The sequence below is a fragment of the Streptomyces sp. NBC_01481 genome, from assembly GCF_026339995.1.
In the GTDB taxonomy this organism is placed as follows: domain Bacteria; phylum Actinomycetota; class Actinomycetes; order Streptomycetales; family Streptomycetaceae; genus Streptomyces.
Genome location: NZ_JAPEPT010000007.1, coordinates 236,138 through 254,130, shown reverse-complemented (window position 1 = coordinate 254,130; position 17,993 = coordinate 236,138). Strand labels below are relative to the sequence as shown.

Genomic DNA, 17,993 nt, shown 5'->3' with positions numbered 1-17,993 from the left:
CCGGATTGTTGGGCAGCGCCCGGCGGATGGACTGACGAGGGCACGACGGCCGGAAGTCCGTGGGCAGTTGTACCGATTTGACCTGTCGGCTTCCTTGCCCTCCGCCGCACCCGGCTCACTTGGGGGCGCGGCGTGACGTACGGGACAGTGGACGACGGGCGGCCGGGCCTGCCGGTCGGGCGTTGTTGACGATTAGGGTGGGACATGACGCGGCAGGAGAACCTGCGGGCATGGTGGCCGCGTCCTCAGGGGGAGAGCCGGGCCGATCGGACGAAGAGGTCGCCCCCCACCCACGACGGCACAAGGGTGCTCGACCACACCAGGAGGCAAAGTGAACGGCGATCGGGACGAGATCCACGGGGGCTGGAACATTCCCGTCGATGATCAGTCCGACGCGGAGCCCGCCGAGCTGACGGGTGAGTTCACCATCGACTACACCCCGCCGGCCTGGTACACGCAGAACGCGGGTGACACGTCGGGCGGGGGCGCGGGGCAGACGCCCCCTCCCCCGCCGCCGAACGGTGCGCCGGTGGCCGTGCCCGGACTGCCGGCGGGCAGTGGCTTCGAGCCGAACTGGGCGCCGACGCCTACGCCTCCCCCGGCGCAGGTCCCGGCAGCCGCACCCGCCCCAACGCAGGCGCCCGCGCCCGCGCCCGTACAGCAGGCACCTGCTCCTGCGCCTGCGCCCGTACTTCCCGTGCAGCAGACGCCTCCCGCGGCTCCCGCTCCGGCTCCCGTCGCCGAGGCGGCCCCCGAGCCCGCGCCGCAGCCCTTCGGTGGCGGCGATCTGGAGAACGGGGCGACCATGCGGTTCTCCCCGGCCGCTCTGAAGCGTGAAATGGAGGAGCGGGCCGCGGCCAAGGAGGCCGAGGCCGCTCCCGAACCGGCCCCGGAGAGCGCCGCGGAGGTTTCCGGCGAGCCTGAGGCGGACGCCGCGGGCGGACCCGTCGTGGCCACGGATACGGTCGCAGATGCGGAGGCGGAAGAGGCGCCGGCCGAGGAAGTCGTCGACGGTGGCGACGAGGCCGAGGCCGACGAGCCCCGTGACGAAGACGCCTCTGAGGGTGCGGCCGAGGAGCCGGCCGACTCCGTGCCGCAGGACTCCGTGCCGCGAGACGCCGTACCGCAGGACTCCGTGCCCGACGTGGCCGACGAGCCCCAGGACGCACCACCCGCCCCTGCGCCCGCCCAGCCCTGGGCGCCCGTGCCGCCCGCGCAGATGCAGGGCGGCGAGCCGCCGCTGCCCCTGCCGCCCGCCTTCCAGCCGGCCGCGCCGACCTCGGCGCCGCAGTGGCCCGTGTCTCCGCAGACCGCCGAGCAGTCCGCGGCTCCGCAGGGCGGCTATGGCTTCCCCCAGCCCGGACAGCCGAGCCAGGCGGGACAGCCAGGCCAGGCAGGACAGCCCGCAGCCCCGCAGAGTGGTTACGGCTTCCCCCAGCCCGGCCAGCAGCCCGCGCAGCAGAGCGGTTACGGCTTCCCGCAGCCCGGGCAGCCCGCACAGCCCGCGCCTGCCGCGCCGCTGCCGCCCGCCGTTCCCGGCCCCAACACCCAGGGCCCACAGGGCGGTTACGGGTTCCCGCAGCCCGGCCAGCAGCCCGGCGCGAACGCGCCCGTACCGCTGCCGCCCCAAATGCCGCAGGCGCCCCAGATGCCCCAAGCGCCGCAGACGCCGAATCTGCCCGCGCCCGCGACGCCCCATCTCCCCGCGCAGCAGGCCCACCCGCAGTCCCACCCACAGGCGCAGCCCCAGCCTCACCCCCAGGGCCAGCCCCAGCCCCAGCCGCCGGTCGGGCCCTCCGATCCGCGTGCCGGTGCCGCCTGGCCCACGCCGGTCACGCACGACCAGCGCGAGCGTTCCGTGCCGGGTGCGCCTCTCGGGTACACCGCGGCCGTCGAGCTGTCCTCCGACCGCCTCCTGCGCAACAACAAGCAGAAGGCCAAGAGCAGCCGTAACCCCGGCCCCTCCGCCCGGTTCAAGATCGGCGGCAAGAAGGAGGAGGCCGAGCGCCAGCGCAAGCTCGAACTCATCCGTACGCCGGTGCTGTCCTGCTACCGGATCGCGGTCATCAGCCTCAAGGGCGGTGTCGGCAAGACCACGACGACGACCGCACTGGGCTCGACGCTGGCCACCGAGCGGCAGGACAAGATCCTGGCGATCGACGCCAACCCCGACGCCGGTACGCTCGGCCGTCGCGTGCGCCGTGAGACCGGGGCGACCATCCGGGATCTGGTCCAGGCGATCCCGTATCTCAACTCGTACATGGACATCCGCCGGTTCACCTCGCAGGCGCCCTCCGGTCTGGAGATCATCGCCAACGACGTGGACCCGGCCGTCTCGACGACCTTCAACGACGAGGACTACCGGCGCGCGATCGACGTGCTGGGCAAGCAGTACCCGATCATCCTCACCGACTCAGGCACCGGTCTGCTCTACAGCGCGATGCGCGGAGTGCTGGATCTGGCCGACCAGTTGATCATCATCTCGACGCCGTCCGTGGACGGTGCGAGCAGTGCGTCGACGACGCTCGACTGGCTGTCGGCGCACGGGTATGCGGACCTGGTGCAGCGGTCCCTCACGGTCATCTCCGGAGTCCGCGAGACGGGCAAGACGATCAAGGTCGACGACATCGTGCAGCACTTCCAGACGCGCTGCCGCGGTGTGATCGTCGTGCCCTTCGACGAGCACCTCGCGGCCGGTGCCGAGGTCGACCTCGACATGATGCGGCCCAAGACCCGTGAGGCGTACTTCAACCTCTCGGCCCTGATCGCCGAGGACTTCGTACGCGCCCAGCAGCAGCAAGGGCTGTGGACGGCGGACGGCAACCCGCCGCCGCACCTGGCCCCGCCGATGCCTGGTCAGCAGCAGGTACCGGGCCAGCCGATGCCCGGACAGCCGTACCCCCCTCAGCAGCCCCACCAGCCGCTGCCTCACCAGCCCCAGCCCCACCAGCCGCAACCGCAGCCGCCGTACGGAGGCCAGCAGCCCTACCCGCAGGGTCCCTACCCGCAGGCTCAGCCGCCGCAGCCGTACCCGGGCCAGCAGCCGCCCCAGCAGCCCTACCCGCCGCAGGGCTGGCAGCAGTCGTACCCCTCCCAGGCCCAGTCCCCCGCGAGCCCGTCCGGACCGCCACCCGGACAGCCCGGGCACCCCGGACAGCCCGGTCAGCAGGGCCAGTCGGGTGGTCCTGGACAGCAGGATCTTCAGGGGCCCGTGCCGCCCGCCGGATGGCCTCAGCAGCAGCCTCCGCAGGCACCGCCAGCCCCTCAGCAGTAGCGCAGCAGAGGTCTCGACCAATGAGGGCCCGTACCGTCCCGACGGTGCGGGCCCTCAGCGCATTCCCGCAGCCCAGACGACATCTGACGGACCGTTGACTCGACTCGGCCACCGCTGATAAACCTTCGCTTCACCAGCTGGCGAGCCAGGCATCAAGCCGCCTTTCCGAGCGAGTGACGACGCGAGGTCCCCGTCTCATGGTCCATAAGAATGCACCCCGCATCCGACTGCTGCTGGCCTCCGGCGCCGCCATACTGCTGGCCGGTTCGGCGACCCCTCCAGCCGGGGCCGCCGACGACGGCGGCAAGAACGACGGTGGCAAGAAGGTCCTCACCGTCGCCGTCTCGCAGAGCGTGGACTCGCTCAGCCCGTTCCTCGCGCAGAAGCTGGTCAGCACCAGCGTCCACCGGCTGGCGTACGAGTACCTGACGAACTACGACGTCAAGGACGCGCACCCGATCCCCGGTCTCGCCACGGAGTGGAAGACGTCCCCGGACAAGCTGACGTGGACGTACACCATCCGCAAGGACTCCACGTGGTCCGACGGACAGCAGGCGACCGCCGAGGACGCCGCATGGACCTTCAACAAGATGATGACGGACCCGGACGCCGCCACCGCCAACGGGAGCTTCACCGCCAACTTCAGGAAGGTCACCGCTCCGGACCCCGAGACCCTGGTCATCGAGCTGAAGAAGCCGCAGGCCACCATGCTGGCGCTGGATGTCCCGATCGTGCCCAAGCACATCTGGGAGAAGGTCGGCGACTTCTCGAAGTTCAACAACGACAAGCAGTTCCCGATCGTCGGCAACGGCCCCTTCGTCATCACGGACTTCAAGGTCGACCAGTTCGTCAAGCTCAAGCCCAACAAGGACTTCTGGCGCGGCGCGCCCAAGTTCGACGAGCTGGTGCTCAAGTACTACAAGGACGGTGACGCGGCCGTCGCCGCGCTGCAGAAGGGCGAGGTCTCGTTCGTCCAGGGCCTCACCCCCGCCCAGGCCACCGCCCTGGGCCGCAACAGGAACATCAAGGTCAACGACGCTCCGGGCCGCCGCTTCTTCGCCCTCGCGACCAACCCGGGAGCCAGGTCCAAGGACGGCAAGACCTTCGGCAGCGGCCACAAGGCACTGCTCGAACCGGCCGTGCGCAAGGCCCTGTTCCATGCCACCGACCGCAGGACGCTCGTCGACAAGGTCTTCCAGGGCCATGCCGTGGAGGGCGAGGGCTATATCCCGCCGCGTTTCGGCGCGTACTTCTGGAAGCCTGAAGCGAGCCAGAAGATCACCTACGACCCGGCGAAGGCGGCAGCGCTCCTCGATCGGGCGGGCTACCGGAAGAACGGCGGCGGCAAGCGCGTCGGCAAGGACGGCAAGCCGCTCGACCTGCGCATTCTCTGCCACGCCACCGACCCCAACGACAAGGCGGTCGGCAAGTATCTGCAGGAGTGGTGGGGCGAGCTCGGCGTCGGGCTCAAGGTCGACTGTCTGGACAATGTCTCCGACCCCTGGATCAAGGGCGATTACGATCTGGCCTTCGACGGCTGGTCGGTCAACCCGGACCCGGACTTCGTCCTGTCCATCCACACGTGCTCCGCGCTTCCGGCCACGACCAGGGACACCGGTGCGACGGACAACTTCATCTGCGACCAGCAGTTCGACGGGCTGTACGCGCAGCAGACCGCGGAGTACGACACCGCCAAGCGGACCGCGCTGGTCAAGCAGATGCAGTCGCGGCTGTACGACACGGGCTACATGAATGTCCTCGCGTATCCGAACGCCGTCGAGGCGTACCGGACCGACCAGATCAAATCCATCACGACGATGCCGGAGGCCGGGGGCAATCTCTGGGGCCAGGACGGTTACTGGAGCTGGTGGTCGGCCGAGCCGGCCGCCGGTGACGGCGGCTCCGGCAGCGGCTCCTCCACCGGCATCGTGATCGGCATCGGAGCGGTCGTGGTCCTCGCCGCCGGAGTTGGGTTCCTCGTCGTGATGCGTCGCCGTTCCACCGCGGAAGACCGTGAGTAGCCGATGACCACCACGAGTACGACCGGCACGACCGGCACTGCCGCCGTGGCCCGGGCCCCCGAGGCCCGTGCCGCGAGCGGCAGCACCCGCGCGTACATCCGCTATGTGGCGGGCAAGCTGGGCGGCGCGGCCGTCTCGCTGCTCGCCGTCCTCGTCACCAGCTTCTTCCTCTTCCGGATCATCCCCGGCGACCCGGTGAAGGCCATGACGCACGGCGCGCCGACGTCTGCCGAGCAACTGGCCGCGCTGCGCCGCCAGTTCGGCCTCGACCAGCCGGTGTGGCAGCAGTTCACGGACTACTGCGGCAAGGCGCTGACCGGCGATCTCGGCAGGTCGTACCAGTTCCACGCGCCCGTCGGGGAGCTGATCACACAGAAGCTGCCCGCGACGCTCCTGCTCACCGGTGTCGCCGTGGTGATCTACTCGGCGATCGGGCTCTGGCTCGGCACCCGCTCGGCCTGGCGTCACGGCAGCACCGGCGACCGGCTCAACACGGGGGTGGCGCTGACCCTGTGGTCCGTTCCGTCCTTCTGGCTCGGGCTGCTCCTGATCATCACCTTCTCGGTGGGGGTGGGCCCGATCCCCGGTCTGTTCCCGACCGGCGGCATGGAGTCGGGAGACGCGACCGGTTTCGCGTACGCCGCCGACGTGGCCCACCACATGGTGCTGCCGGTGATCACCCTGGTCGCGGTCGGATACGCGCAGACGCTGCTGGTGATGCGCTCCTCGCTGCTGGACGAGATGGGCAGCGACTATCTGACGACGGCGCGGGCAAAGGGGCTGCGGGACGACGCAGTACGCCGCAGGCATGCGGTGCCCAACGCACTGCTGCCCACCGTCACCATGGTCTTCATCAACCTGGGCCATGTGGTGGCCGGTTCGATCCTGGTGGAGACGGTGTTCTCCTGGCCGGGGCTCGGCGGGCTGTTCTACCAGGCGCTGAGCGTGCCCGATCTGCCGCTCGTCCAGGGCCTGTTCGTGGTCTTCGCGGGGGCGATGATCCTGATGAACCTGCTCGCCGACCTGCTCTATCCGCTGCTCGATCCCCGGGTGGGCCGATGACGACCGCCACAGCTCTCACGTGGACGCGGCGCCGCGATTCGGCGGCCCGCTTCTGGCAGGCGTACCGCACCCACCGGGCGGGGCTCTTCGGCCTCGGCGGGCTCGCCGTCATCGCCCTGATCGCGCTCGCCGCGCCGCTGCTCGTCGGCAGCGACGTGCAGAGCGTGACCAACGCGCCCGGCACCGCGATGGAGCCGCCGAGCAGTCAATTCCCGCTCGGCACCGACCAGTTCGGACGCTCACTGCTCGGGCTCCTGGTGTGGGGCGCGCGGATCTCCCTCACCGTCGGACTGCTCGCGGCCTCCCTGTCGGTGGCCATCGGCACCCTCGTCGGCATCATCGCCGGGCATTACGGCGGCTGGTTCTCGACGGCCCTCATGCGGATCACGGACTGGTTCCTGGTGATGCCGACGCTGGTGCTGGCGATCGTCCTGGCGACCGTGATGTCCCGGAGCGTGTGGACGGTGATCCTGGCGATCGGCGTCACCAGCTGGCCGACCACCGCCCGGCTGGTGCGGGCGCAGACGATCGCGGTCGAATCACGTCCGTACATCGAACGCGCCAGGGCACTCGGCGGCGGCCACAGCCACGTCATGACCCGCCATGTACTGCCGAATGTCATGCCGCTCGTCCTCGCCCAGACGACGCTGGGCATCTCGACCGCGATCCTTACGGAGGCGACGCTGGCCTTCCTCGGGCTCGGCGATCCGGCCGTGGTCTCCTGGGGCGGCATGCTCCAGGACGCACGGGAGGCGGGCGCGGTCTCGTCCGGCCACTGGTGGTATCTGGCGCCGCCCGGGATCGCGATCGCGCTGGTGGCGCTCGCGTTCACGCTGTGCGGGCGGGCGATCGAGGCCGTCCTCAACCCGAAGCTGGGGGTGGCTCGATGACGGCGCAGCGCCTGCTCGAAGTCAAAGACCTTCAGGTGACCTACGGTTCGGGTGCCGGGGCGGTCCCCGCCGTACGCGGTGTCGATCTGAGCGTGGCCGCCGGGCAGAAGCTGGGCATCGCGGGCGAGTCCGGCTGCGGCAAGTCCACCGTGGCACTGGCGCTGCTGCGACTGCTGCCCGCCTACGCGCACCTGAGCGGCGAGATCCTCCTCGACGGGGAGGACGTCCTCACCATGAAGTGGGGGCGACTGCGGGCCGTGCGCTGGGCCGGTGCGTCGATCGTCTTCCAGGGCGCGATGCACTCGCTCAACGCGGTGCACCGGATCGGCGACCAGATCGCCGAGCCGATTGTGCTGCACCACAAGACCACACAGGCCGAGGCGAAGCGACGGGTCCGCGAACTGCTGGCGCAGGTCGGACTGCCGGTCGCCCGCGCGGACGCGTATCCGCACGAACTGTCCGGCGGCCAGCGCCAGCGCGTGATGATCGCGATGGCGCTCGCCTGCGAACCGCGGCTGATCGTGGCGGACGAGCCGACGACCGCCCTCGACGTCATGATCCAGGCGCAGATCCTGCGGCTGATCGAGCAACTGGTCGCCGAGCAGGACATCAGCCTGCTGATGATCAGCCACGATCTGGCCGTGCTCGCGGACACCTGCGACCGGCTGGCAGTGATGTACGCGGGCCGGATCGTCGAGGAGGGTCCGGCGCGGGCGGTGTACGGCGCGGCCTCGCACCCGTACGGGCGGGCCCTGTCCGCTGCCTTCCCGCGCATCGGCGACGTCGCCTCCCGCCGGGCGCCACGCGGTCTGCCGGGCGATCCGCCCGATCCCTCCGCGCTGCCGGGCGGTTGTACGTTCCACCCGCGCTGCCCGGTAGCGGTGGACGCCTGCGCCCACGAGGACCAGACCCTGGTCGCGGCGGGCGAGGGGCACTTGGCGGCATGCGTGCATGTGGGCGCGCCCGTACGGACGGAGAAGGCACTGTGACCTCCCTGCCCACCCCCCTCCTCTCGGCCGCCGGTCTGCATGTCACCTTCCCCGGGCGGCGCGGCGGCCCGTCCGCCCGTGCCGTCGACGGGGTCGACCTCGACATCGGCGCGGGCGAAATCGTGGCCCTGGTCGGCGAGTCCGGCTGCGGCAAGACGACGCTGGCGCGCTCGCTGCTCGGCCTCGTGGCGCCGACGTCGGGGCGGGTCACCTTCGGCGGCGTGCCGCTCGGCTACGGCTCGCGCGCGCTCAAGGCGTACCGCAAGCGCGTGCAGCTCGTCCTCCAGGACCCGAGCGGCTCGCTCAACCCGCGGCACACGGTGTACGACGCGGTGGCCGAGGGCCTGCGGATCCACGGGTACACGGGCGACGAGCACTCGGCGGTCTCCCGGGCCCTTTCGCGCGCGGGCCTGCGTCCCCCCGAACGTTTCTTCCTCCGCTACCCGCACGAGCTCTCCGGCGGCCAGCGCCAGCGCGTCGTCATCGCGGGCGCGCTGGTCCTGCAGCCCGAACTGATCGTCGCGGACGAGCCGGTGGCCTCACTGGACGCGTCCGTACGCGGCGAGATCCTCGCGCTCCTGCTGCGCCTGCGGGACGAACTGGGCCTGTCCGCGCTCGTGGTGACCCACGACCTCGGTCTCGCGTGGAACATCGCGGACCGGGTGGCGGTGATGTACCTGGGCCGGATCGTGGAGTCGGGCACGGTCGAGGAGGTCCTGACGTCGCCCCGCCACCCCTACACCAAGGCGCTGCTCTCGGTCCTCCCGGAATCGGACGTCCCCCCGGTCATCCTCACGGGCGAACCCCCCGACCCGTCCCGCATCCCGCCCGGCTGCCGCTTCCACGCGCGCTGCCAGGTGCTGGCGTCGGGGGAAGCGGAGAGAGCGGGGGTGGCGGAGAGGTGCAGGACGGGGGAGGTGGGGGTGCTGGGGAGTGGGGCGGGGGTGGCGTGCCACTGGGCGTGAGGGGGTTGTGTCCCCCACCCCGCCCCTTCCCGAAACCCTGACGGGACGGCAGGGCTGACGCCCCGATGCCCCGGTGCGACCGCTACGCGGCGCGTGGGCTGCTGGTGCGGGCTTGGGTGGGGTGCAGGCGTTCGCGGTGCGGGCGCGGGTTGTCCCCCACCCCGCCCCTTCCCGAAACTGGGGGCTTCGCCCCCAGGCCCCCCGGGGGACGTTTACCTGGGGCTGACGCCCCACACCCGAAGCGGCAGCTTCGCGCCGCAGCCCGCATGTGCCGGCCCGGGTGGGGTGTGGAGGCTGACGCCCCCACTGCCTCGCCGGCGGCAGCTTCGCGCCGCAGCCCGGCGGCCCCGGAGACCCGCACCCCGCGGTGGGCCCGGGCGGACCGAGAGGAACCTACGCCGCGCCCGTCAGCTCGCGGCACTTCTTTACGTCCGCCGCAATCGCGTCCAGCAGCGCATCGATCGAGTCGAACTTCTCCTGGCCCCTCACATACGCCAGGAAGTCCACCGCCACATGCAGCCCGTACAGATCCAGCCCCACCCGGTCGATCGCGTACGCCTCCACCGTCCGCTCCGTACCGTCGAACTGCGGGTTCGTGCCGACCGAGATCGCCGCCGGCATCCTTTCGCCGTCCGCCGTCAGCCAGCCCGCGTACACCCCGTCCGCCGGGATCGCCGTGTGCGGCAGCGTTTCCACGTTCGCCGTCGGGTAGCCCAGCTCGCGGCCGCGCTGCGCGCCCCGCACCACCACGCCCTCGACGCGGTGCGGGCGGCCCAGGATCTCGGCCGCTCCCTCGACGTCGCCCTCGGCGATGAGGCGGCGGGTCAGGGTCGAGGAGAACGGCTCGCCGCCCCCCGCCGCGCCGCTGACGTAGAGGTCGACGACCTCGACCTCGTAGTCGTACGTCGTGCCCAGCTCGGCGAGGAAGCCGACGTTCCCCGCCGCCTTGTGGCCGAAGCGGAAGTTCGGGCCTTCGATGACCGCCCGCGCGTGCAGCTTGTCGACGAGCACCTTCACGATGAAGTCCGCGGGCGACAGCTTCGAGAATTCGGTCGTGAAGGGAAGGATGAGGGCCGCGTCGACGCCCAGCTCGGCCATCAGCTCGGCCCGCCGGTGGTGCGGTGCGAGCAGCGGCGGGTGGCTGCCGGGGCGGACGACCTCGCTGGGGTGCGGGTCGAAGGTCACGACGACGGAGGGCACGCCGAGCTCGCGGGCACGGGCCACGGCCCGGCCGATGATCAGCTGGTGTCCGCGGTGCACACCGTCGTAGGAGCCGATGGTGACGACGCTGCGTCCCCAGTCCTGGGGGATGTCCTCCAAGCCACGCCAGCGCTGCACTGTGACCGCTCCTCGCCCGAACCTGTGTACGTCATTGCCGATTACGCAGGTCTAAGACTGCCATGCCCGCGACCGTCGGTTCGCATCGGCACCGGGCTGCCCGGGTCTGTGGTCGACGTACTCGCCGAGGGGCGCGTACTGAACGCGCCCCCCAGTACACCCGCCGTTCACTCCGAGCGCCTCCCTGATGGGGTGAATCCCGGGTGCGCGGCGGATAGACCCTTGGGCGAGGGGGATCGTGGAACGGGCAGTGGCCCTGCCCGTTCCACGATGGGACCTCACAGGCCGACCCGGTCAGCCGAAGACGGCGAGGCTCTTGGCCTTGCCCTTCTGCTCCTCGACCAGTGCCAGGAAGCGGCCGTCGGGCCCGAAGACCGCCACGGGCGCGGTGTCGTAGGCGGGCATGTCCAGCCGTACACCGTTGATGAGCAGCTTGGCGCGCTTCTCGTCCACGTCCCAGCGGGCGAACGCCGCGGCGGCAGCATCGGCGATCGGCATCACGGTCAGCTCCTCCTGGAGCTGCTCCAGCGTCTTCGCCGCGTCCAGGCCGTAGGGACCGACCCGGGTACGCCGCAGCGCCGTGAGATGCCCGCCGACACCGAGACCGGCGCCGAGGTCACGGGCGAGGGCGCGGATGTACGTACCGGACGAGCAGACGACCGAGACCACCAGGTCGACGACCGGAGTCCCGTCCTGGGCCTCCGCGTCCCGTACGTCGTAGACGCGGAATGCCGAGACGGTCACCGGACGGGCGGGGATCTCGAAGTCCTCGCCCCCGCGCACGCGCGCGTACGACCGCTTGCCGTCGATCTTGATGGCGCTGACCTTCGACGGCACCTGCATGATGTCGCCGCTCAGCGCCGCCACGCCCGCGTCGATCGCTTCCCGGGTCACCTTGGAGGCGTCCGTGGAGGACGTGATCTCGCCCTCGGCGTCGTCGGTGACGGTGTTCTGCCCCAGCCTGATGGTGCCGAGATACTCCTTCTCAGTCAGCGCGAGGTGACCGAGGAGTTTGGTGGCCTTTTCGACGCCCAGGACCAGCACACCGGTGGCCATGGGGTCCAGCGTCCCCGCATGCCCGACGCGGCGGGTCCTTGCGATCCCGCGCATCTTGGCGACGACGTCGTGCGAAGTGAAGCCGGACGGCTTGTCGACGATGACAAGGCCGTCCGGCGTCTTGTTGTGCTGCGTCATTCGGAGGCTTCGTCCCCACCCGCGGCGGAAATGTCATCCTCCGGCTTGCGGTACGGGTCGGCCTCGCCCGCGTACGCCGCGCCCGAGGACGCCTCGCGCACCTTGGCGTCGGAGGCCCGTGCCTTGTCGAGGAGGTCCTCGATCGTCTTGGCGTTCTCCGGGAGGGCGTCCGCCACGAAGGTCAGGGTCGGCGTGAACTTCGTCCCCGCCGCCGCTCCGACCGCCGACCGCAGGACGCCCTTGGCGCTCTCCAGTCCGGCCGCCGCGCTCGCCCGGTCCTCGTCGTCGCCGTAGACCGTGTAGAAGACCGTGGCCTCCCGCAGGTCGCCGGTGACGCGGGTGTCCGTGATGGTCACGTGCGTGCCCAGACGCGGGTCCTTGATGCCGCGCTGCATCTTCTCGGCGACCACCTCCCGGATGAGGTCCGCCAGCTTTTTCGCCCGCGCGTTGTCGGCCACTGGTCCTTCTCCCTTTTCCTGCTGTGCCCAGCTCATTCAGTCTTCGTCGCTGTGGAGCCTGCGTCGAACCGACAGCAGCTCCACCTCGGGCCGGGCGGCGACGAGGCGCTCGCACCGGTCGAGTACATCTGTGAGGTGCCCGGTCTCCCCGGACACCACGGCCAGGCCGATCTGGGCCCGGCGATGGAGATCCTGACCGCCGGTCTCCGCCGCGCTCACCGCGTATTTGCGCTGGAGCTCGGCCACGATCGGGCGGATCACGGAACGCTTCTCCTTCAGCGACCGTACGTCGCCGAGAAGCAGATCGAAGGACAGTGTCCCCACATACATGTATGCCCGGATGTCCCGCCGGTACGGGTTCGACGGCCCCGCCAACGACTTGGCAGGGACACAAGAACCGTACACGCAACGGCCGGGGCCGATCGACGGAAATACGTCCCGTCGACCGGCCCCGGTCAGAGCTGTCGATCAGCCGCGAGGCTTCTCGCGCATCTCGTACGTCGCGATGACGTCGTCGATCTTGATGTCGTTGAAGTTTCCGAGGTTGATACCGCCCTCGAAGCCTTCGCGGATCTCTGTGACGTCGTCCTTGAAGCGGCGCAGACCCTCGATGTTGAGGCTCTCCGCGATGACCTTGCCGTCGCGGATGAGACGGGCCTTGGTGTTGCGCTTGACCTCGCCGGAACGGATGAGAACACCCGCGATGTTGCCCAGCTTGGACGAGCGGAAGACCTCGCGGATCTCCGCCGTACCGAGCTCGACCTCTTCGTACTCCGGCTTGAGCATGCCCTTGAGGGCCGCCTCGATCTCCTCGATGGCCTGGTAGATCACCGAGTAGTACCGGACGTCGACGCCCTCGCGCTCCGCCATCTGCGCGGCACGGCCGGCCGCACGGACGTTGAAGCCGATGACGATGGCGTCGGAGCCCATCGCCAGGTCGATGTCGGACTCGGTGACCGCACCCACACCACGGTGCAGGACACGGATCTCGACCTCTTCGCCGACGTCGAGCTGGAGCAGCGAGGACTCGAGAGCCTCCACCGAACCGGACGCGTCGCCCTTGATGATGATGTTGAGATCCTGCACCAGACCGGCCTTGAGCACCTTGTCGAGGTCCTCGAGGGACACCCGGCGAGTGCGCTTGGCGAAGGCGGCGTTGCGCTCACGCGCAGCACGCTTCTCGGCGATCTGACGGGCCGTACGGTCCTCGTCCACGACCAGGAAGTTGTCGCCGGCGCCGGGGACGTTGGTGAGACCCAGGACCAGGACGGGGGTCGACGGACCCGCTTCCTCGACGTTGTTGCCGTTGTCGTCGAGCATCGCCCGGACACGGCCGTACGCGTCACCGGCGACCATCGTGTCGCCGACGCGGAGCGTTCCGCGCTGGACGAGCACAGTGGCGACAGCACCGCGGCCGCGGTCGAGGTGGGCCTCGATCGCAATACCCTGCGCGTCCATCTCGGCGTTCGCCCGGAGGTCGAGCGAAGCGTCCGCGGTGAGGACCACGGCCTCCAGCAGGGAGTCGATGTGCAGACCCTGCTTGGCGGAGATGTCGACGAACATGGTGTCGCCGCCGTACTCCTCGGCCACCAGACCGAACTCGGTCAGCTGACCGCGCACCTTGGTCGGGTCCGCGCCCTCGACGTCGATCTTGTTGACCGCGACCACGATCGGCACACCGGCCGCCTTGGCGTGGTTCAGCGCCTCGATCGTCTGGGGCATCACACCGTCGTTCGCCGCGACCACGAGGATCGCGATGTCGGTGGACTTGGCACCACGGGCACGCATGGCGGTGAACGCCTCGTGACCCGGGGTGTCGATGAAGGTGATCTTGCGCTCTTCACCGTTGACCTCGGTGCCGACCTGGTACGCACCGATGTGCTGCGTAATACCGCCGGCCTCGCCCGCAACGACGTTCGTCTTGCGGATCGCGTCCAGCAGTCGGGTCTTACCGTGGTCGACGTGACCCATGACGGTCACGACCGGCGGACGGGAGACGAGCATCTCCTCGCCGCCCTCGTCCTCGCCGAACTCGATGTCGAAGGACTCGAGAAGCTCGCGGTCCTCCTCCTCGGGGCTGACGATCTGAACGGTGTAGTTCATCTCGTCGGCCAGCAGCTGCAGCGTCTCGTCGGAGACCGACTGCGTGGCCGTGACCATTTCGCCGAGGTTCATCATCACGGCGACGAGCGACGCCGGGTTGGCGTTGATCTTCTCCGCGAAGTCGGTGAGGGACGCACCGCGCGACAGGCGAACGGTCTCGCCGTTGCCGCGAGGCAGCATCACACCGCCGACCGACGGGGCCTGCATGGCCTCGTACTCCTGGCGCCTCTGCCGCTTCGACTTACGGCCACGACGCGCCGGGCCGCCGGGACGGCCGAAGGCACCCTGCGTGCCACCACGGCCGCCGGGACCACCCGGACGACCGCCGAAGCCGGGACGGCCACCGCCGCCACCGAAGCCACCGCCACCACCGGGGCCACCGCCACCGGGACGACCGGCGAAACCGCCGCCGCCGCCACCGGGACGACCGCCACCGGGACCGGCGGGACGACCGGCGAAACCGCCGCCGCCACCACCGGGACGACCGCCACCGGCACCGCCGGGACGACCGCCGCCGCCACCGGGACCACGGCCACCGCCACCACCAGGACCGCCACCAGGACGGGGGCTGGCAGCGGGACGCTGCGGCATCATGCCCGGGTTCGGGCGGTTACCCGCGGGGCCGCCACCGGGGCGGGGAGCCTGCGGACGCGGCATGCCGCCGGGGCTCGGACGGGCGCCGCCCTGACCCTGCGGTCGGGGAGCGCCGCCGGGACCACCCTGCGGACGCGGGGCGCCGGGACGGTCCTGACCGCCGCCGGGGCGCGGGGCACCACCCGGACGGGGCGCCTGCGGGCGCGCCATACCGGTGGAGCCACCCGAGGTGAAGGGGTTGTTGCCCGGACGGGGACCGGCCGGGCGGCCGCCGGGACGCGGGGCGCCCTGACCGGCGGGACGTGCGGGACGCTCGCCACCACGGCCACCGTCACGGCCACCATCACGGCCGCCGTCACGCTGACCGCCGGCCGGAGCCGGACGGGCGGGACGCGGGCCGGGAGTGGCACCCGCGGGACGCGGGGCCTGCGGCGCGGCGGGCTGGGCCGGAGCCGGGGCCGAGAACTCGGCCGCGGGCACCGGAGCCGCCGGAGCGGGCTTGGCCGGTGCGGGCTTGGGGCCCGGACGCGGACCCTGGGAAGCCGGGGCCACAGAGGGGGCGCTGCTCGCCGGAGCCTCGGCTGCGGCCGGCTTGGGGGCCGGGACGCCGGGCTTGGGGGCAGCGGGACGGGCCGACGACGCCGGGGACGGCGCAGCAGGCTTGGCGGGCGCGGCCTTGCGGGGCGCGCCGGGCTTGGCAGCGGACTTGCCGGCGTTGCCACCGGGTCCCTGCAAAGCGTCAGTCAATTTACGTACAACCGGCGCCTCGATCGTCGAGGACGCCGAACGGACGAATTCACCGAGTTCTTGGAGCTTGGCCATGACGACCTTGCTCTCCACACCGAACTCCTTGGCGAGTTCGTATACCCGGACCTTAGCCACTTCGCTCCTTTTAGGTCCGGGTTACCGCCGGACCGTCGCTACTTCATGGGCGTACTCATCGCGTACTCATCGAGTGCTCATCGCAATCTCGACCTACTTCCAACTCGCGAGGTACCTGACCGCACGGGGTCCCGTGCCGTTCTCTTCTTACTGTGCTGCCTGCTCGACATACCGCCGTACATCGGCGGTATCGAGCGGTCCCTTGGCCCTGAAGGCCCGGAGAAACGCCCGGCGGCGAACCGCCAGGTCGAGACAGACCAAGGCGGGGTGTACATATGCACCCCGGCCGGGCAGCGTACCGCGATCATCGGGGACGCAGGCGTCTCCGGTCACCACGATGCGCAGCAGATCGCTCTTGGCCGCCCGCTCCCGGCATCCCACACAGGTTCGCTCAGGGCATGCGCGGGCACGCGTCCGGCCAGACACCTTCAGTCTACCTCCCCGCACCGACCTCACCCCTTTGGGGCAAGAATCGAACGGTTGTTGTCTTGATCGCGGCCGGGTCCCGCCGTCAGCGCAACGGCGTCCCGAACGGATTCATTCCTCAGCCCTGGTCGGAGCGGTGCTCGGATCGGTGCTCGGATCGGTGCTCGGAACCCTGCTCGCCGCTCTGCTCCGTGTCCGGGCGGATGTCGATGCGCCAGCCGGTGAGGCGGGCGGCCAGGCGGGCGTTCTGCCCCTCCTTGCCGATCGCCAGCGACAGCTGGTAGTCGGGCACGGTCACCCGCGCGGAACGGGCGCCGAGGTCGACGATCTCCACCTTGCTGACGCGGGCCGGCGAGAGGGCGTTCGCCACCATCTCGGCCGGGTCGTCCGACCAGTCCACGATGTCGATCTTCTCGCCGTGCAGCTCGGCCATGACATTACGCACACGGCTGCCCATCGGGCCGATACAGGCACCCTTCGGGTTCAGCCCGGAGCGGGTCGAGCGAACAGCGATCTTGGTGCGGTGGCCGGCCTCGCGGGCGATCGCCGCGATCTCGACGCTGCCGTCCGCGATCTCCGGGACCTCCAGCGCGAAGAGCTTCTTCACCAGGTTCGGGTGGGTGCGCGACAGGGTCACGGACGGACCGCGCACACCCTTGGCGACGCGCACGACGTACGTACGCAGGCGCAGGCCGTGGGTGTACTCCTCGCCCGGCACCTGCTCCTGCACCGGAAGGATGGCCTCAAGCTTGTCGTCCAGCCTGACCAGGACGTTCTTGGGGTCCTTGCCCTGCTGCACCATGCCCGCGACGACATCGCCCTCACGGCGGGCGTACTCACCGAAGGTGACGTCGTTCTCGGCGTCCCGCAGCCGCTGCTGGATGACCTGGCGGGCGGTCGTGGCCGCGATCCGGCCGAAGTCGGAGGGAGTGTCGTCGAACTCCTTGGGCTCCTGACCCTCTTCGAGGTCGGCAGCGTCCTCCTTGGCCCACACCGTCACATGGCCGGTGTCCCGGCTCAGCACGACACGGGCGTGGCGGCGGCTGCCCTCGGTGCGGTGGTACGCGATGAGGAGGGCCGACTCGATCGCCTCGACCAGCAGGTCGAAGGGGATCTCCTTCTCTTGTGCCAAGCCCTTCAGGAGCTTTACGTCGATGTCCACGGCTACGCCTCCTCTTCCTTCTTGTCCTTGCGGTTGAACTCGAGCTCCACGCGGGCCTTGGCGATCTCCGCGAAGGCGACCCGGCGGGAGGTGGGCTTGCGCCCCTTCACACCTGGCACCTCGAGGTCGAGTCCCTCGTCGTCCACGGTGAGGATGCGCGCCACCAGTTCGCCGCTCTCGTGCAGCTGGAGCTTCGCAAGGCGGCCGGTCGCGCGAACGTAGTGGCGGTGTTCGGTCAGCGGGCGGTCGGCGCCGGGCGAGCTCACTTCGAGTACGTACTCGCCGTCGCCCATCTCGTCCGTCTCATCGAGCTTCTGCGAGATGACGCGGCTCAGCTCGGCACAGGCGTCCAGCGTGGCGCCCTCGTCGGAATCCACGATGATCCTCAGCATGCGGCGCTTGCCCGCCCGGGACACCTCGATCTCTTCCAGATCCAGGTCCGCGGCGCTGACGAGCGGTTCCAGCAGCCCGCGCAGCCTCTCGCTCTGGGTGGTGCTCATCCGGGTGACTCCTCGGCCGCGTGTGCTGTTGTGGGATCGTCGCGTGTCAGCTCAAAGGGTATCCGGTTCCGAGGGGTGTTGCCGTCCACCTGTGCCGGACTCGCAGGTACGCTCGCCTGCGGCGATGATCAATGG

The 17,993-nt window shown here is 70.5% G+C and carries 14 protein-coding genes; 6 read left to right on the top strand and 8 right to left on the bottom strand.

The window, feature by feature from the left end:
* The first annotated feature begins 331 nt into the window (after positions 1-331).
* The 6 genes from OOK40_RS33065 to OOK40_RS33040 all read left to right on the top strand — a co-directional run bounded on the left by OOK40_RS33065 (position 332) and on the right by OOK40_RS33040 (position 9,201).
* A complete protein-coding gene (locus tag OOK40_RS33065; RefSeq protein ID WP_266488984.1) occupies positions 332-3,274 on the top strand; it encodes an SCO5717 family growth-regulating ATPase in 2,943 nt (980 codons plus the stop codon).
* A 197-nt stretch (positions 3,275-3,471) separates the two neighbouring features.
* Positions 3,472-5,295, top strand: a complete 1,824-nt coding sequence (locus tag OOK40_RS33060; RefSeq protein ID WP_266488982.1) for an ABC transporter substrate-binding protein — start codon at positions 3,472-3,474, stop codon at positions 5,293-5,295.
* Positions 5,296-5,298: 3 nt separating this feature from the next.
* Positions 5,299-6,357, top strand: a complete 1,059-nt coding sequence (locus OOK40_RS33055) for an ABC transporter permease (protein ID WP_266488979.1) — start codon at positions 5,299-5,301, stop codon at positions 6,355-6,357.
* Positions 6,354-7,247, top strand: coding sequence for an ABC transporter permease (locus OOK40_RS33050; RefSeq protein ID WP_266488978.1), 894 nt, complete (start codon positions 6,354-6,356; stop codon positions 7,245-7,247). The genes OOK40_RS33055 and OOK40_RS33050 overlap by 4 nt, the downstream gene beginning before the upstream one ends.
* A complete protein-coding gene (locus tag OOK40_RS33045) occupies positions 7,244-8,236 on the top strand; it encodes an ABC transporter ATP-binding protein (RefSeq protein ID WP_266488976.1) in 993 nt (330 codons plus the stop codon). Before OOK40_RS33050 ends, OOK40_RS33045 begins: the two co-directional genes overlap by 4 nt.
* Positions 8,191-9,201: an ABC transporter ATP-binding protein gene (locus OOK40_RS33040; RefSeq protein ID WP_266488975.1), complete on the top strand. Its 1,011-nt coding sequence runs from the start codon at positions 8,191-8,193 to the stop codon at positions 9,199-9,201. The genes OOK40_RS33045 and OOK40_RS33040 overlap by 46 nt, the downstream gene beginning before the upstream one ends.
* A gap of 393 nt (positions 9,202-9,594) precedes the next feature.
* Here the strand turns inward: OOK40_RS33040 and OOK40_RS33035 are convergent, their stop codons facing one another.
* The 8 genes from OOK40_RS33035 to rimP form a co-directional block, all read right to left on the bottom strand.
* Positions 9,595-10,539: a bifunctional riboflavin kinase/FAD synthetase gene (locus OOK40_RS33035; protein WP_266488974.1), complete on the bottom strand. Its 945-nt coding sequence runs from the start codon at positions 10,537-10,539 to the stop codon at positions 9,595-9,597.
* Positions 10,540-10,833: 294 nt separating this feature from the next.
* A complete protein-coding gene (truB, locus tag OOK40_RS33030) occupies positions 10,834-11,733 on the bottom strand; it encodes a tRNA pseudouridine(55) synthase TruB (RefSeq protein WP_266488971.1) in 900 nt (299 codons plus the stop codon).
* Positions 11,730-12,191, bottom strand: coding sequence for a 30S ribosome-binding factor RbfA (gene rbfA / locus OOK40_RS33025; RefSeq protein ID WP_266488970.1), 462 nt, complete (start codon positions 12,189-12,191; stop codon positions 11,730-11,732). The genes truB and rbfA overlap by 4 nt, the downstream gene beginning before the upstream one ends.
* A gap of 36 nt (positions 12,192-12,227) precedes the next feature.
* Positions 12,228-12,521, bottom strand: coding sequence for a DUF503 domain-containing protein (locus OOK40_RS33020; protein ID WP_266488968.1), 294 nt, complete (start codon positions 12,519-12,521; stop codon positions 12,228-12,230).
* A 138-nt stretch (positions 12,522-12,659) separates the two neighbouring features.
* Positions 12,660-15,770: a translation initiation factor IF-2 gene (infB, locus tag OOK40_RS33015; protein WP_266488967.1), complete on the bottom strand. Its 3,111-nt coding sequence runs from the start codon at positions 15,768-15,770 to the stop codon at positions 12,660-12,662.
* Between the two features lie 147 nt (positions 15,771-15,917).
* Positions 15,918-16,196 carry a YlxR family protein gene (locus tag OOK40_RS33010; protein WP_266488964.1) on the bottom strand — a complete coding sequence of 93 codons (279 nt, stop codon included), beginning with the start codon at positions 16,194-16,196 and terminating at the stop codon, positions 15,918-15,920.
* Between the two features lie 118 nt (positions 16,197-16,314).
* A complete protein-coding gene (gene nusA, locus OOK40_RS33005) occupies positions 16,315-17,358 on the bottom strand; it encodes a transcription termination factor NusA (RefSeq protein WP_266488962.1) in 1,044 nt (347 codons plus the stop codon).
* 2 nt (positions 17,359-17,360) lie between these two features.
* Positions 17,361-17,858 (bottom strand): ribosome maturation factor RimP, encoded by a 498-nt coding sequence (gene rimP, locus OOK40_RS33000; RefSeq protein WP_266488960.1) that lies wholly within the window; start codon positions 17,856-17,858, stop codon positions 17,361-17,363.
* Between the last annotated feature and the right edge of the window lie 135 nt (positions 17,859-17,993).

Bases quoted from the DNA above. Each gene is read 5' to 3' on its own strand.
- OOK40_RS33040 (WP_266488975.1), top strand. From the start codon at position 8,191: ATGCGTGCATGTGGGCGCGCCCGTACGGACGGAGAAGGCACTGTGACC.
- OOK40_RS33060 (WP_266488982.1), top strand. From the start codon at position 3,472: ATGGTCCATAAGAATGCACCCCGCATCCGACTGCTGCTGGCCTCCGGC.
- OOK40_RS33020 (WP_266488968.1), bottom strand. From the start codon at position 12,521: ATGTATGTGGGGACACTGTCCTTCGATCTGCTTCTCGGCGACGTACGG.
- OOK40_RS33055 (WP_266488979.1), top strand. From the start codon at position 5,299: ATGACCACCACGAGTACGACCGGCACGACCGGCACTGCCGCCGTGGCC.
- OOK40_RS33045 (WP_266488976.1), top strand. From the start codon at position 7,244: ATGACGGCGCAGCGCCTGCTCGAAGTCAAAGACCTTCAGGTGACCTAC.
- truB (WP_266488971.1), bottom strand. From the start codon at position 11,733: ATGACGCAGCACAACAAGACGCCGGACGGCCTTGTCATCGTCGACAAG.
- rimP (WP_266488960.1), bottom strand. From the start codon at position 17,858: ATGAGCACCACCCAGAGCGAGAGGCTGCGCGGGCTGCTGGAACCGCTC.
- OOK40_RS33050 (WP_266488978.1), top strand. From the start codon at position 6,354: ATGACGACCGCCACAGCTCTCACGTGGACGCGGCGCCGCGATTCGGCG.